12 protein-coding genes are annotated in these 14,034 nt (G+C 62.5%); 8 read left to right on the plus strand and 4 right to left on the minus strand.

Annotated elements, in window-relative coordinates; all coding sequences use genetic code 11:
- Nucleotides 1-50 precede the first annotated feature (50 nt).
- The 3 genes from pcsA (at nt 51) to JQ624_RS24125 (ending at nt 2,576) form a co-directional block, all read left to right on the plus strand.
- Complete coding sequence (gene pcsA / locus JQ624_RS24115) at nt 51-785, plus strand: phosphatidylcholine synthase (RefSeq protein ID WP_212421405.1); 735 nt, start codon at nt 51-53, stop codon at nt 783-785.
- Complete coding sequence (locus tag JQ624_RS24120; protein ID WP_212421406.1) at nt 782-1,507, plus strand: TerC family protein; 726 nt, start codon at nt 782-784, stop codon at nt 1,505-1,507. The genes pcsA and JQ624_RS24120 overlap by 4 nt, the downstream gene beginning before the upstream one ends.
- Before the next feature lie 94 nt (nt 1,508-1,601).
- Entirely contained in the window at nt 1,602-2,576 is a 975-nt protein-coding gene (locus JQ624_RS24125; protein ID WP_212421407.1) for a quinone oxidoreductase, read from the plus strand.
- Nucleotides 2,577-2,695: 119 nt separating this feature from the next.
- Here JQ624_RS24125 and JQ624_RS24130 read toward each other — a convergent pair whose 3' ends face one another.
- The 3 genes from JQ624_RS24130 to rimO form a co-directional block, all read right to left on the minus strand.
- Nucleotides 2,696-3,892 (minus strand): acetylornithine transaminase, encoded by a 1,197-nt coding sequence (locus tag JQ624_RS24130; RefSeq protein ID WP_212421408.1) that lies wholly within the window; start codon nt 3,890-3,892, stop codon nt 2,696-2,698.
- A gap of 266 nt (nt 3,893-4,158) precedes the next feature.
- A complete protein-coding gene (locus tag JQ624_RS24135) occupies nt 4,159-4,800 on the minus strand; it encodes a hypothetical protein (protein WP_212421409.1) in 642 nt (213 codons plus the stop codon).
- 406 nt (nt 4,801-5,206) lie between these two features.
- Nucleotides 5,207-6,532, minus strand: a complete 1,326-nt coding sequence (gene rimO / locus JQ624_RS24140; RefSeq protein WP_212421410.1) for a 30S ribosomal protein S12 methylthiotransferase RimO — start codon at nt 6,530-6,532, stop codon at nt 5,207-5,209.
- 112 nt (nt 6,533-6,644) lie between these two features.
- Between rimO and JQ624_RS24145 the strand changes: the two genes are divergently transcribed.
- The 5 genes from JQ624_RS24145 to JQ624_RS24165 all read left to right on the plus strand — a co-directional run bounded on the left by JQ624_RS24145 (nt 6,645) and on the right by JQ624_RS24165 (nt 12,478).
- The gene (locus tag JQ624_RS24145) at nt 6,645-7,235 is read left to right on the plus strand and encodes an ANTAR domain-containing response regulator (RefSeq protein ID WP_057852587.1); all 591 of its coding nucleotides are present in this window, start codon (nt 6,645-6,647) and stop codon (nt 7,233-7,235) included.
- On the plus strand, nt 7,232-8,398 hold the full coding sequence (locus JQ624_RS24150; RefSeq protein WP_212421411.1) for a CmpA/NrtA family ABC transporter substrate-binding protein: 1,167 nt from the start codon (nt 7,232-7,234) through the stop codon (nt 8,396-8,398). Before JQ624_RS24145 ends, JQ624_RS24150 begins: the two co-directional genes overlap by 4 nt.
- A gap of 352 nt (nt 8,399-8,750) precedes the next feature.
- On the plus strand, nt 8,751-10,553 hold the full coding sequence (locus JQ624_RS24155) for a NirA family protein (protein ID WP_212421412.1): 1,803 nt from the start codon (nt 8,751-8,753) through the stop codon (nt 10,551-10,553).
- Nucleotides 10,550-12,145, plus strand: a complete 1,596-nt coding sequence (locus JQ624_RS24160; protein ID WP_212421413.1) for a sulfite reductase subunit alpha — start codon at nt 10,550-10,552, stop codon at nt 12,143-12,145. Before JQ624_RS24155 ends, JQ624_RS24160 begins: the two co-directional genes overlap by 4 nt.
- 180 nt (nt 12,146-12,325) lie before the next feature.
- Nucleotides 12,326-12,478 carry a hypothetical protein gene (locus JQ624_RS24165; RefSeq protein ID WP_212421414.1) on the plus strand — a complete coding sequence of 51 codons (153 nt, stop codon included), beginning with the start codon at nt 12,326-12,328 and terminating at the stop codon, nt 12,476-12,478.
- A 54-nt stretch (nt 12,479-12,532) separates the two neighbouring features.
- Here JQ624_RS24165 and JQ624_RS24170 read toward each other — a convergent pair whose 3' ends face one another.
- Nucleotides 12,533-13,894, minus strand: coding sequence for an amidohydrolase family protein (locus JQ624_RS24170; protein ID WP_212421415.1), 1,362 nt, complete (start codon nt 13,892-13,894; stop codon nt 12,533-12,535).
- Nucleotides 13,895-14,034: the final 140 nt, after the last annotated feature.

A 14,034-nucleotide genomic window follows, 5' to 3' on the forward strand; every position in this document is an offset into this window, starting at 1 on the left:
CAAGCGCCGATATGCAAATCGGAGCGATTCCTGATAGCACTGCCTGAGCAATGGACCAGACCACCGAACCAGATTCCGCACCCACGACCAGCCGAACGCGGGCCGCAGCATTCGCCGTGCATATCTTAACGGCGATGGGCGCGGGCGTTGCGTTGCTGGCCATGCTGGAGGCCGTGCGTGAACACTGGGCCAACATGTTCGGCTGGCTTGGCGTCGCCCTGATCATCGATGCGATCGACGGCCCGCTGGCGCGCCGGCTGGATGTCGTACGGCTGCAGCCGAACTGGTCGGGCGAGGTGCTCGATCTCGTCGTCGATTTCGTGACCTACGTCTTCGTGCCGGCCTATGCCATCACCGCGAGCGGCATGCTGCTGCCGGTGGCGGCGCCGCTGCTCGGCATCGGCATCGTGGTGTCGGGCGCGCTCTATTTTGCGGACCGGCGCATGAAGGCGTCGGACAATCATTTCCGCGGCTTTCCGGCGCTATGGAATGTGGCAGCGTTTTATTTGTTCTTGCTGCACTTGCCGCCGGCGCTTTCCAGCCTCGGTATCGCGGTCCTAATTGCGCTGACATTCGCGCCGTTTCATGTGCTGCACCCGATCCGGGTGGTGCGTCTGCGCTGGTTGACCCTTTGGCTGATGGCCATCGGAGCAGTGCTTGCGATATATACGCTCGCCCGCGATTTCGACGTGGGCGCTCCGATCGTCGCCGGGTTGTGCGCTATCGCGGCCTACATAATTGGAAGTGACGCAGTGATCCGGCGAATAAAGTCGTTCAAGGCATGATGGAATTATTGACGAGCCCGGAAGCCTGGGCGGCGCTGCTGACATTGACGGCGCTGGAAATCGTGCTCGGCATCGACAATGTCATTTTCATTTCGGTGATTGTCTCACGCATCCCGCCCGCGCAGGCCAAGCGCGCGCGCCAGATCGGCCTGCTGCTGGCGCTGGTGTTCCGCATCGTGCTGCTCAGCGTGCTGGTGTGGCTGATCGGCCTGACGGAGCCCGTCTTTACCGTGCGAAGCGTCGATCTGTCATGGCGCGATATCATCCTGATAGGCGGCGGCGCCTTCCTGATCGCGAAGGCAACGCATGAAATTCATGCCGAAGTCGAGGCGAGCCATGGCGAGCCCGACACCGAATCCAAGGCCAGCGTGTTCTTCTGGGCGATCATGCAGATCATCGTCATCGACATGGTGTTTTCGCTGGATTCCATCATCACGGCGATCGGCATGGCGCAGGATCTGGAAATCATGATCGCGGCGGTGGTGATCGCCTGCGTGATCATGTACGTTTCATCGGGGCCGGTGGCGAAGTTCGTGGCTGATCATCCAACCACCAAGATGCTGGCCTTGGCGTTCCTGGTGCTGATCGGCGTGGCGCTGGTGGCGGACGGATTCAAATTCCACATCCCGCGCGGCTATATCTACTTTGCCATTACGTTCTCGGCGGCCGTCGAACTGTTCAATGTGCTCGCCAGGCGCAACCGCCGGAAGGTCGCCGAATAGCCGGTTTGGGCCGATCAGTTGACAAGGCGGCGGCGATGGCTTTCGTTTCGCATCCAAGTTGGGCGCCTGAGTAAATACCGAGGGAGAGACTGTCATGACCAAGGCTGTGCGCGTGCACAAAGTGGGGGGTCCGGAAGCCCTGGTGTATGAGGACGTGGACGTGCCGGCACCGGGACCGGGCGAGGTCCGCATCCGTCAGCATGCCGTCGGCGTGAATTTCATCGACGTCTACTTCCGCACTGGCCTCTACAAGGCGCCGGGGCTGCCGTTCATCGCGGGCAACGAAGCCGCTGGCGAGGTCGTGGCCGTCGGCCCGGGCGTCACCAATTTTCATCCCGGCGACCGCGTTGCCTACTACTTCACGCTCGGCGGCTACGCCAGCGAGCGGGTGATCCCGGCGGACAAGCTGGTCAAGCTGCCCGACCACATCACCTACGAGCAGGGCGCCGTCCTGATGCTCAAGGGGCTGACGGTCTGGTACCTCCTGCACAAGACCTTCAAGGTCGAACCCGGCCACCGCGTGCTGATCCATGCCGCCGCGGGCGGCATCGGGCTACTCGCCTGCCAGTGGGCAAAGGCGCTCGGCGCGCATGTGATCGGCACCGTCGGCTCCAAGGCGAAGGCCGATCTCGCGCTCTCCAATGGTTGCGACCACGTCATCCTCTACAATGAGGAAGATTTTGTCGCACGGGTCAAACAGATCAGCCGCAACGAACTCTGCGACGTCGTCTATGACGGCGTCGGCAAGACCACGTTCCCGGGCTCGCTGTCGTGCCTGCGGCCACGCGGCCTGTTCGTGAGCTTTGGCAACGCCTCCGGCCCGGTGCCGCCATTTCCGCTCTCCGAGCTCAACAATCACGGCTCGCTGTTTGCGACCCGGCCGAAGCTCAACGACTACGTCTCTACCCGCAAGGAACTGCTCGAAGGCGCCGACACGCTGTTCGCCGCCGTCATCAACGGCAAGCTCCACGTGCCGATCAACCACGCCTATGCGCTGAAGGATGCCGCCAAGGCGCATACAGAGCTCGAGAGCAGGGCGACCACGGGAGCGGCGATTTTGAGGCCGTAGGGTCCTTCGTCATTCCGGGGCGATGCGCAGCATCGAACCCGGAATCTCGAGGTTCCCCGATGCGCAATTGCGCATCTGAGGTTCACGCTACGCGTGCCCCGGAACGACGATCGAAATGGTCACGCTACTCTTCGTGCCGCACCCGCCTTGACCAAAATCGCATCAAGGCAATCGATCATCAGCGATATCTCCGCGCGCGTGACGTTGAGCGCCGGCATGAAGCGCAGCGCATCGGGCTGCGGCGAGTTGATGAGCACGCCGTCCGCCAGCGCCTCGGCCACGATCGTGGCGCCGATTGGCAGCTTGAGATCGAGCGCGAGCAACAGGCCGCGGCCGCGCACCTCGCCAAGACCATGCCGCGCCGACAGTTTCTGCAACTCGCTTTCCAGGAACAGGCCGGCGTTCGCCACAGCTTTCAAAAATTCCGGCTTGGAAACCTGCTCGAGCACCGCAAGCCCTGCGGCGCACATCAGCGGATTGCCGTTGAAGGTGCCGCCCTGATCGCCGTGTTCGAAGCAGGACGCATGCTTGGTCGCGAGCAGGGCAGCCAGCGGCACGCCGCCGCCGATGCCCTTGCCGAGCGTCATGATGTCGGGCTCGATGCCGGCATGTTCGTAGTGGAACAGTTTTCCGGTCCGGCCCATGCCGGTCTGGATCTCGTCGACGATCAGCAGCAGGCCGTGCTCCTTGGTCAGCGCGCGCAGCTCCTTCAAGAATTGATCGGTCGCCGGCCACACGCCGGCTTCGCCCTGGATCGGCTCCAGCATCACGGCGACCGTGTTGTCCGAGATCAGCGCCTTCACGGAATCGAGGTCGTTGAGCCGCGCTTTCCGGAAGCCTGATACTTTCGGCTCGAACAGCGGCTCGAACGCCTTTTTGCCCGATGCCGACATGGTGGCGAGCGTGCGGCCGTGAAAGCCGCCCTCGAAGGTAATGATTTCGAACGCGCCGTTCTTGTATTTCGCGCCGTATTTCCGCGCGAGCTTGATGGCGCCCTCATTGGCCTCCGCACCGGAATTGGCGAAGAAAACCTGATCGAAGCAGCTTTTTTCGACCAACCCCTGCGCCAGCTTGAGGCTCGGACCGTTGTAGAAGGCGGGACTTGGCGTCAGCAGCCGGTTGGCCTGTGCGGCAAGCGCTTCCGCAACGGCAGGCGGCGAATGGCCGAGCGCGTTGACGGCCCAGCCCTGCACGAAGTCGAGATAGCGCTTGCGGGAGTCGTCCCAGAGGTAGGAGCCCGCACCGCGGACGAATACCACCGGCGGGCGAGCGGTAATCTCCATCAGCGCGTCGAACGGATGGGTGGCGTCAGTCATGTCGATCTCCTCTGGGTGGTGCTGGGATGAAAGGGCAGGCCGAAACGCAAGAAGGCCGCACTTTTGAGGGTGCGGCCTTCTCGAAAACGTGGCTGAACTAGTTGATCAGCGTTGTCGTCGGACACGGCGCAACCCATCGTCGCTGGAGCGACGACGCAGGCAGGCGCGGCGGTTGGTCCGGTTCAGTTTCATGGCGATGGCCCATACAGCCTGATGGCAGTGGATGTCAAGACGGTACGCTTGACGGCACCGCCCCTACCGGCTCGTCAGGTCGCGCGCGGCACCTCCTCGGAATCCTTCTCGCCCCAATGCGCGTCGGCGATGGATGCATCGATCAGTTCGCCGCGCAGCAAGGCGAGCGGCGACTTGTAGTACAGCGCAACGTTGTGAAACGGATCCGTCAGGACCTTCCAGCCCCATATCAGCCCCGTCGGCACATCGCGAACGATGAACAGCTGGATCATGCGAAACAGCCCGCCTCCAATGCCAATCACGAGCCAGACCGCTCCGACATGACGAATAAAGTCGAGCCGATCAGTTGGTGGCGCAAACACGCCGAACAAGGTCGGGAACACGAACAGCGTGAGGGGGGCAAGGCCCCAGACGACCAGCAAGACGATCTTGCGCTGCTGATTGTAACCGACCTTGACCGCCTCCTTGTATTCGTTGGTGACCTCGTTGACGTCGTCGTAGCCGTTCGGCTCGAAGAAGAAGTGTCCGGTCTGCCGCGTCAACATCGCGAGCCAGCCGACGAGGCCGGCCAGCGCGGCATCGGTGGACAGCAGCACATAGCAGCCAAGGAATATGATGGCGCTGATCAGGTGTAGCGTCTGATTAATCCGGCTTTGATGGTAGTAGCGGTAGTCGTCCCACCGCTGCGATCGCAGTGTTTCAGAAAAACGGCTCATCATTCCCTCTCCAGGTTGAATGCGAGCCAGCCATAGGGCGAGTCCATGAATGGGGCATGACAACATGAAGTTGTCATGATGAGGGGGCGGGTGTCTGATGGGCTTGCGCCGCGCGTCGCGCCAACCGTCGCTGAATTTTCAGAGGCGCGAGTTCGTCGGTCTGGCGTCGACCGGCCGAGCGTTGCCCTGCACATGTCGTGCGGGCATTGAGCTGGATCAAAAGCCCGACGGATGCCTCGGAAATCCCGCGAGGCGAATTGAACCGGCCGGACCGATCGTTCGCCAAGGGCAGCCGGTCCATCGCGGCAAATATCCATCGGTGCCGGAATTCATCGCGTTCGCGACGAGGCGATCGTCCATAAGGTGCCTGCATCGTCCTGACGGACGTGGACATGGAGCGGATGCATCAGAACCCGGCGACGCTGCCGTGCAGGTCGTATTGATCGGCGCGTTCGATCTTCGCGGTGACGATCTCGCCGACCTTCAGCGGGCGGCGGCTGGAGAGATAGACCGCGCCGTCGATCTGCGGCGCATCGGCCTTTGAGCGGCCCTTTGCGACCGTCGGCCCGACCTCGTCGATGATGATCTGCTGCCTGGTGCCGACCTTGCGCTTCAGACGCCGTGCAGAGATTTTCTGCTGCCGCGCCATCAGCGCGTTCCAGCGCTCCTGCTTGATTTCGTCGGGCACGGCGTTGCCGATGGCGTTGGAAGCCGCACCCGCCACCGGCTCGTATTTGAAGGCGCCGAGACGATCGATCTCGGCCTCTTCGAGCCAGTCGAGCAGATAGGCGAAATCGGAATCGGTCTCGCCGGGAAAGCCGACGATGAAGGTCGAGCGCAGCGTCAGGTCAGGACATTCCGCGCGCCACTTCTGGATCCGCGCCAGCGTCTTTTCCTGCGCGGCGGGACGCTTCATGGCGCGGAGGACGTCCGGGCTTGCATGCTGAAAGGGAATATCGAGATAGGGCAGGATCTTGCCCTCGGTCATCAGGCCGATGACTTCGTCGACATGCGGGTAGGGGTAGACATATTGCAGCCGCACCCAGGCGCCGAGGTCGCCGAGTTCTTTCGCGAGGTCGAAGAATCTGGCGCGGACCTGGCGGTCCTTCCACGGGCTGTCGGCATATTTGATATCGACGCCATAGGCCGACGTGTCCTGCGAGATGACGAGCAATTCCTTGACGCCGGCACTGACCAGCTTTTCCGCCTCGCGCAGCACGTCGTTGGCCGGACGCGACACCAGGTCGCCGCGCAATTTTGGAATGATGCAGAAGCTGCAGCGATTGTTGCAGCCTTCGGAAATCTTCAGATAAGCGTAGTGCCGCGGCGTCAGCTTGACGCCCTGCGGCGGCACCAGATCGAGATGCGGATTGTGAACCGGCGGCAGGGCCCGGTGCACCGCTTCCAACACGCTCTCATATTGCTGCGGGCCCGTGATCGACAACACGCCGGGATACGCCGCCTCAATCTGCTCCGGTTCCGCGCCCATGCAGCCGGTGACGATGACCTTGCCGTTCTCGGCCATCGCCTCGCCGATGGCGCCGAGCGATTCCTGCTTGGCGCTGTCGAGGAAGCCGCAGGTGTTGACGATGACGATGTCGGCGCCGTCATGCTTGCGGGCCAGCTCATAGCCTTCGGCGCGCAGCCGGGTGATGATGCGCTCGGAATCCACCAGCGCCTTGGGGCACCCAAGCGAAACAAAGCTGACTTTGGGCGCGGCGGCCTGTTGCATATTTAATCTGCCTGATTGATGCGCACGAACTAGTCCCAATGGCCCACAATTACAAGGCTTTGCGCGGGCTTCTTCCGTGCTATGGATGCCCGATCGGGTTAAGAGTTGATCGATGAGCGCTGAATCGTCGCCGAAAATCGTCATTGTCGACGAAAGCCCGATCCGGGCCGCAATCCTGGAAGAGGGGCTGCGGGAGGCGGGCTTTACCGGCGTCGTGCATATCAGCGAAATGCAGAGCCTGCTGGCGCGGATCTATGCACTCGACCCCGATGTCATCCTGATCGATCTGGAGAACCCCAGCCGCGACGTGCTGGAACAGATGTTCCAGGTCAGCCGCGCGGTGCGGCGGCCGATTGCCATGTTCGTCGACCAGAGCGATGCGGCCTCGATTCAGGCCTCCGTCGATGCCGGCGTTTCCGCCTATATCGTCGATGGCCTGAAGAAGGAGCGGATCAAGCCGATCCTCGATCTCTGCATCTCCCGCTTCAACGCCTTCTCGAAGCTGCAGGACGAGCTCGACCGCACCAAGTCCGCGCTTGAGGAACGCAAGGTGATTGACCGTGCCAAGGGAATCCTGATGAAGGTGAAGGGCCTCACCGAAGACGAGGCCTATGTACTCATGCGCTCCACGGCGATGCGCGAGAAAAAGAAGATCGGCGAGATCGCGCAGTCGATCCTGACCGCTTCGGAGTTGCTGAAATGACGACACCGCTGCATATCGGCTTCATACCGCTGGTTGACGCCGCCGCACTGATCATCGCCGTCGACAAGGGCTTTGCGGCGGCCGAAGGGCTCGACGTCAAGCTGGTGCGGGAAGTGTCGTGGTCCAATGTCCGCGACAAGCTCAATATCGGCCTGTTCGACGCGGCGCATTTGCTGGCGCCGGTAGCGATTGCGTCGAGTCTCGGGCTTGGACACGTCAAGGTGCCAATTGTGGCGCCATTCAATCTGGGCCTCAACGGTAACGCGATCACGGTATCGCCGGCGCTGCATGCGGCAATCATGGGCGAGCTCGAGGGCGATGCCGTCGATCCCATGGCCACCGCACTGGCGCTCGCGCGTGTCGTGGCCAGCAGGCGCAAGAGTGGCGCGGAACCGCTGACGTTTGGCATGACGTTCCCGTTCTCCACCCACAACTACCAGCTTCGGTTCTGGATGGCGGCAGGCGGGGTCGATCCCGACGAGGACGTTCGCCTGGTGGTGCTGCCGCCGCCCTACATGGTGGACAGCCTCGCCAATGGTCATGTCGATGCGTTCTGCGTCGGCGCGCCCTGGAACTCGGTCGCGGTCGATCTCGGCGTCGGCCACATCCTGCATTTCGTCTCGGACATCCTGGTGCGCGCGGCAGAGAAGGTTCTCGCGGTCAGGCAAAGCTGGTCGGAAAAGAATGCGGACGTGCTGGCTGCCCTGGTCCGGGCGGCTTCCCGCGCCGCCGAATACATCGAGGATCCCGGTAACCGCGCCGAGACCGCGCATGTCCTGGCGCGGCCCGACCGGATCGGCGTCGGCGCCGAGGTGATCCAGCGCACCCTCGACGGCCGGCTGAAGATTTCACCCGATGGCCAGCGGCGCGAGAGCGGCCGCTACCTTCTGGTCGGGCGCGAGGGCGCGGGCCGTCCCGATCCCGCGCAGGCCGCCTGGCTTTACGCGCAGATGGTGCGCTGGGGCCAGACGGCGATGCGGCCGGACGCGCTCCAAACCGCCATGGGGGTCTTCAGGCCGGACCTCTACGACGCCGCCATGGGGCAACAGGGCAAGCCCCCCGGCGCTTCCGACGCCATCGGCGCCTTTGCCGGTCCTGCATTCGATCCCGCCGACATCGCAGGCCATCTGGCGGCATTTCAGATCGGCCACTGGAAGCCCTGACAGGACTCTTTACTGAAGAAATATTAGGCACCTATCCACGGTGCCTAAATTTTGGACTATCTGCTTCAAGGGCAGCAGTGAAGCAAGCTTCATAGTTTGAAGCTAGGTTCGGAACTATTTGAAATAAAACAATATTTAGTATGACTGGGTGTGGCACGCAACTTGTATGTTGCAGTGCGGCCGGTCGTCGTAGATGCCTGCTGGCCTATGTCCAAGATGGATTTCCGCAGCAACGAAGCTGGTCGGACCGCTCAATCCAGGCCCGGCCCACAAGGGCAAGCTTGTTTCAGGGCGGTCGCCCGCAACTTCGTTGACGCCACCCCTCGTGGCCGCAGGAGCTTCGTCGCGCACCATGAAGATCGAAACGCTCACAGTCGATTTTACCGACGAGCAGAAGCGCTACCTTGAAGGCTTTACCACCGGGCTGCAGATCAGCCGGGTGGGGCGCGGCCTCGGCGGCGGTAACGCCGGCAAGGCGAATGCGGAACCGATCGGACCGGATGCCGCGCACATCAAGGCGCAGGACAAGGTCACAGCCGCCGGCAAGAAGCTCGCCGACCAGGAAAAATTCAAGCGCGAGGAGCATCCGTTCGATGCCTATCCGCGGCTGAAGCAGCAGGCGCTCGACAATGCGCCGCCGAATCCTGCAGACAATTTCCGCTGGCGCTATTACGGCCTGTTCTATGTGGCGCCGGCGCAGGATTCCTACATGTGCCGCTTACGGATCCCGAACGGCATCCTGAAGCACTGGCAGTTTGCGGGCCTGGCCGATCTCGCCGAAAAACTGTGCGGACCGTTTTGCCACGTCACCACGCGGGCGAACTTGCAGGTGCGCGAGATTCCGCCGAAGCACGCGGTGGCGTTGATTGAAGGCATCCAGGATCTCGGGCTGTGCTCGCGCGGTACCGGTGCCGACAACATCCGCAACGTCACGGGCACGCCGACGGCCGGGATCGATCCGCAGGAACTGTTGGACACCCGCGAATATGCGCGGGAGTGGCACTATCACATCCTCAATGATCGCTCTCTGTATGGGTTGCCGCGCAAGTTCAACGTCGCCTTCGACGGCGCCGGCAAGATCGCCGTGCTGGAGGATACCAACGACATCGCGTTTTCCGCGGTCGAGGTGAAGGACGCTTTTGGTGTCGAGCCCGGCGTCTGGTTTCGACTGGGGCTCGGCGGCATCACCGGGCATAAGGATTTCGCCAAATATGGCGACATCATCGTCAAGCCGGCCGATGCGACCAAAGTGTCGGACGCCATCGTCCGCATCTTCATCGATCTCGGCGACCGCACCAACCGCAACAAGGCGCGGCTGAAATATGTGCTCGACGGGATGGGCCACGACAAGTTCCTCGCCCTCGTCGAAGAGCGGCTCGGCCAACCCTTCACCCGCGTGCCGCCGGAAGCGCTGTCCCCGCGGCCGGCCTTCGATCGCATGGCGCATATCGGTGTGCACAAGCAGAAGCAGGAAGGGTTGAACTGGATCGGCGTCTCATTGCCGCTCGGAAAAGTAACCTGCGATCAGATGCGCGGGCTGGCCAGGATCGCGCAGGATCTCGGCGACGGCGATATCAGGCTGACGGTCTGGCAGAACCTGCTGATCCCGGGCGTGAGCGACGCGAATGTCGAACTTGCGATCGCCGCGATCAGGAAGATCGGGCTTGCAGTCGAAGCCTCGCAAATCCGTGCTGGGCTGATCGCCTGCACCGGCAATGCCGGCTGCCGGTTTGCGGCGTCGAATACCAAGCGCCATGCCGCCGAGATCGGCGACTGGTGCGAGCCGCGCGTCAACATCGACACGCCGCTCAATATCCATGTCACCGGCTGCCATCATTCCTGCGCACAGCACTACATCAGCGATATCGGGCTGATCGCCGCGAAGGTGGATGTCGGCGAGGATGTCGATCCCGTCGAGGGCTATCACTTGTTCACCGGCGGCGGCTTTGGTCCGGACGCCGATGTCGGGCAGGAGGTCTATCACGACCTCAAGGCGGAAGACGCGCCGCAGACGGTCGAGAGATTGCTGAAGGCCTATCTCGCGCATCGCTCCTCTCCGCAAGAAACCTTCCTGACGTTTGCGCGCCGCCATGACGGCGAGACGCTGCGCAAGCTTGCCGACGCCCAAGTCGCTGAAACTCAGGTGTCCTTATGAACCAGATCACGCCCCCGCCGAAGATCGAGATCATTCCCTCGAGCGCGCCGTTCTCCGAGGCGCAGCGCTCCTGGCTGAACGGGTTCTTTGCCGGATTGCTGTCGGATGCCCCGACGCCGCTATCGGCGGAGCAGGGCGCGGCCGTCATGCAAGGCGCAGCTGGCGATGGCGATGACGGCGAAGCGCCGTGGCACGACCAGACGATGCCGATCGCCGATCGGATGAAGCTTGCGGAGGGCCGCCCGCTGCGGCGGCGTTTTATGGCGGCGATGGCGCAGCAGGATTGCGGCCAGTGCGGCTACGATTGCCACAATTATTCGGAAGCGATTGCGAGCAAGAGCGAAGCGCGGCTCAACCTCTGCGTCCCCGGCGGCAAGGAAACCGCCCGGATGCTGAAATCGCTCTATGAGGAGATCGACAAGACGCCGGCCGCGCCGTCATCGGCGCCGGCACCGGCTGCGCCTGCGGTCGTGGCGGAGCCTGGACGCTCGCGGGACAATCCGATCGCTGCGACCTTCCTGTCACGTCGCCTCCTGAACAAGAAGGGTTCGGAAAAGGAAACCTGGCATATCGAGTTCGATCTGTCCGGCTGCGGCCTTGACTACGTCGTGGGCGATTCCTTCGGCATTTTCGCGCGCAACGATGTCGGGCTGGTGGACCAGATCATCGCGCTGCTCGGCGCCTCCCACACCACCAAGGTGAACGGCAAGACGCTGCGCGAAGTCCTGATCGACGACGTCTCGCTCTCGCCGGCACCGGACTCGCTGTTCGAGCTGATCTCCTTCATCACCGGCGGCGCCACGCGCGAGAAGGCGAGGGCGCTGGCGCAGGGCGAGGACCCCGATGGCGACGCGGCAACGCTTGACGTGATGGCGGTGCTGCAGAAATTCTCCGGCGTGCGCCCGCACCCCGAGGCCTTTGTCGAAGCGCTCGAGCCGCTGCAGCCGCGGCTCTATTCGATCTCGTCGTCGCACAATGCGACGCCCGGAAAGTTGTCGCTGACGGTCGACTGCGTGCGCTACGTGATCAACAAGCGCAAACGCTTAGGGTTAGCTTCGACCTTCCTCGCCGAACGCATCAATCCCGGCGATGAGCTCAAGGTCTATGTGCAGAAGGCCCACGGCTTCGCGCTGCCGCAGGATCCCAAAACGCCGATCATCATGATCGGGCCCGGCACGGGCGTGGCGCCGTTCCGCGCCTTCCTGCTCGATCGTCGCGCCACCGGCGCGCCCGGCAAGAACTGGCTGTTCTTCGGCCATCAGCGCAGCGACTGCGATTTCTTCTACGCCGACGAACTCAACGCGCTGAAGACGTCGGGCCTGCTGACGCGGCTGTCGCTGGCGTGGTCGCGCGACGGCGACAAGAAGTTCTACGTGCAGGATCGCATGCGCGAGGTCGGCCGCGAATTGTGGACCTGGCTCGCCGAGGGCGCCAACATCTATGTCTGCGGCGACGCCAAGCGGATGGCCAAGGACGTCGAGCGCGCGCTGGTCGATATCGTCGCCCAGTTCGGCGCCCGGACTACCGACGAGGCCGTCAGCTTCGTTGCGGAACTCAAGAAGAAAGGCCGGTTCCAGCAGGACGTTTACTAATTCCGGGTTCCAACTGGCTCAAATCGGCCCGAATAAAATTCTCGCTCTGGTCGGGAGGAGGGGAATTTTCCCCTCGAAATGGAGGGTGCCGGAGCGCCCGTATCGCTATTTCGGCGGATATCTTGCATCGGAGCGCCAACGATATTCCATATGCAGTCCATGCTGCGTTGGAGATCGACCATGCGCGAATTATCGGCGGAAGCCCGCCTGCACCTTTACGCACGCTCGGTGTCCCGCCGTACCGGCACCGGCCTGCATACCGCCGCGCTCTACAGTGCCTTCGCGCTCATCGCCGCCATCGTGTTCGGCACGCTCTCGGTTCATCCGTTCTAAAATTGCCCCCCCGGGCGCTCGCCGGCTGGCCTGTGCGGATGCGTTGACAAGTCCTCACTTGGTCAGCGTGTTTTTGTAGATTTTGCCGTCCTTCATGATGATCTTGAAGTTGTTGGCGGGGTCGGCAATCAGGTTGATGTTGTCCAGCGGATTTCCGTCGATGAGCAGCAAATCCGCGAGTGCACCCTGTTCCACCACGCCGAGTTTTCCCGGATAGGGATTGCGCTTGCCGGATAGCGCCAGCAGTTCGGCGTTTGTCGATGTCGCCATGACCAGCGCTTCAGCGGGGGTGTACCAACGGGCAAGCGAGGCCAGAATTGCCCCTTGTTGCTGCGCCAGCGCGCGGGAGAACAGCACATCGGTGCCCCACGCCGTCTTGATCTTGTGCTTCTTCGCCAACTCGTAGGACCTGGCAATGCCGGGCCAGACCTCATCCGCCTTGGCTCGCTGGACGGAACCCACCGGAAAGCCCAGCCTCAAGTCCTCGGGGAGCGGCTGCATGCTCAGCCAAACGCCCTTCTCGGCGATCAGTTTGGCGGTTGCCTCGTCCATCAGGAAGCCGTGTTCGATACACTTTACGCCAGCCGCAATAGCCCCCCGAATCGCAGCCGGTGTAAAGGCATGTGCGACGACGTACGTGCCCCAATTCTCGGCCGCTTCAACCGCGGCGCGCAGTTCGACCTCGGTGAAGGTGGTCACGTCGATCGGACTGAAGGGGGACGACACGCCGCCGCCCGCCGTCAACTTGACCTGGGAGGCGCCCTGCATGAGCTGTTCGCGCGCGCGCACGCGCACCTCGTCGGGGCTATCAGCAACTATGGCGCCACCGACCTGCTCCATGCGGGTCAGCATGCCGCCGATCGTCCGTGGCAGATCGGTTAACTGGCGGAAGTCTCCGTGCCCGCTCGTGACGGTGATCATGGCGCCGGAGGGATAGATGCGCGGGCCTTTGACGATACCCTCATCAATGGCGCTCTTGAGACCGAACACCGGCCCGCCCACGTCGCGAACGGTGGTGAAGCCGCGCATCAAAGTGTCCGTCGCTTCGTCGCCAGCATTGAGATTGTTGAAACCGACGTCACCGAAGGCCTGTAACGGCGTCGCCCGCGCCAGCATCGCGTGCCAATGATTGTCGATCAGGCCGGGCATCAGCGTGCGGCCGCCTCCATCGACGATCGTGGTGGTTGCGCTTCGATCGATTGGAATCGGAGTCGGGGAAATTCTTTCGATCAGGTTGCCTCGAACCAACACGTTGTTTGGTTCGGACAATGATGTGCCCTTGCCGTCGAATACCCTGACATTGTTGAACAGCGTTATCGCGCCGCTGGTTTGCTGAGCTTGCGTCGCATTTGTTGAAAAAATTAGTGCAAAGACCGGTGTCGCCGATACCAATCGGCGGAGATACATGGAGACCATTTGACCCTCCAAGGAAGCCGGCTAGTCCAAGGGAGCAGATAATGATATCCTCTCCCTTTGGTTGAGCCAACTCGTTATTGGAGGACTTGATGCGCCGCGACATGTCGCTTATCGGCGACTTTTCGCATCATGTGCGATTC

It is taken from the genome of Bradyrhizobium sp. AUGA SZCCT0283 (genome assembly GCF_018130385.1).
Taxonomy (GTDB): domain Bacteria; phylum Pseudomonadota; class Alphaproteobacteria; order Rhizobiales; family Xanthobacteraceae; genus Bradyrhizobium.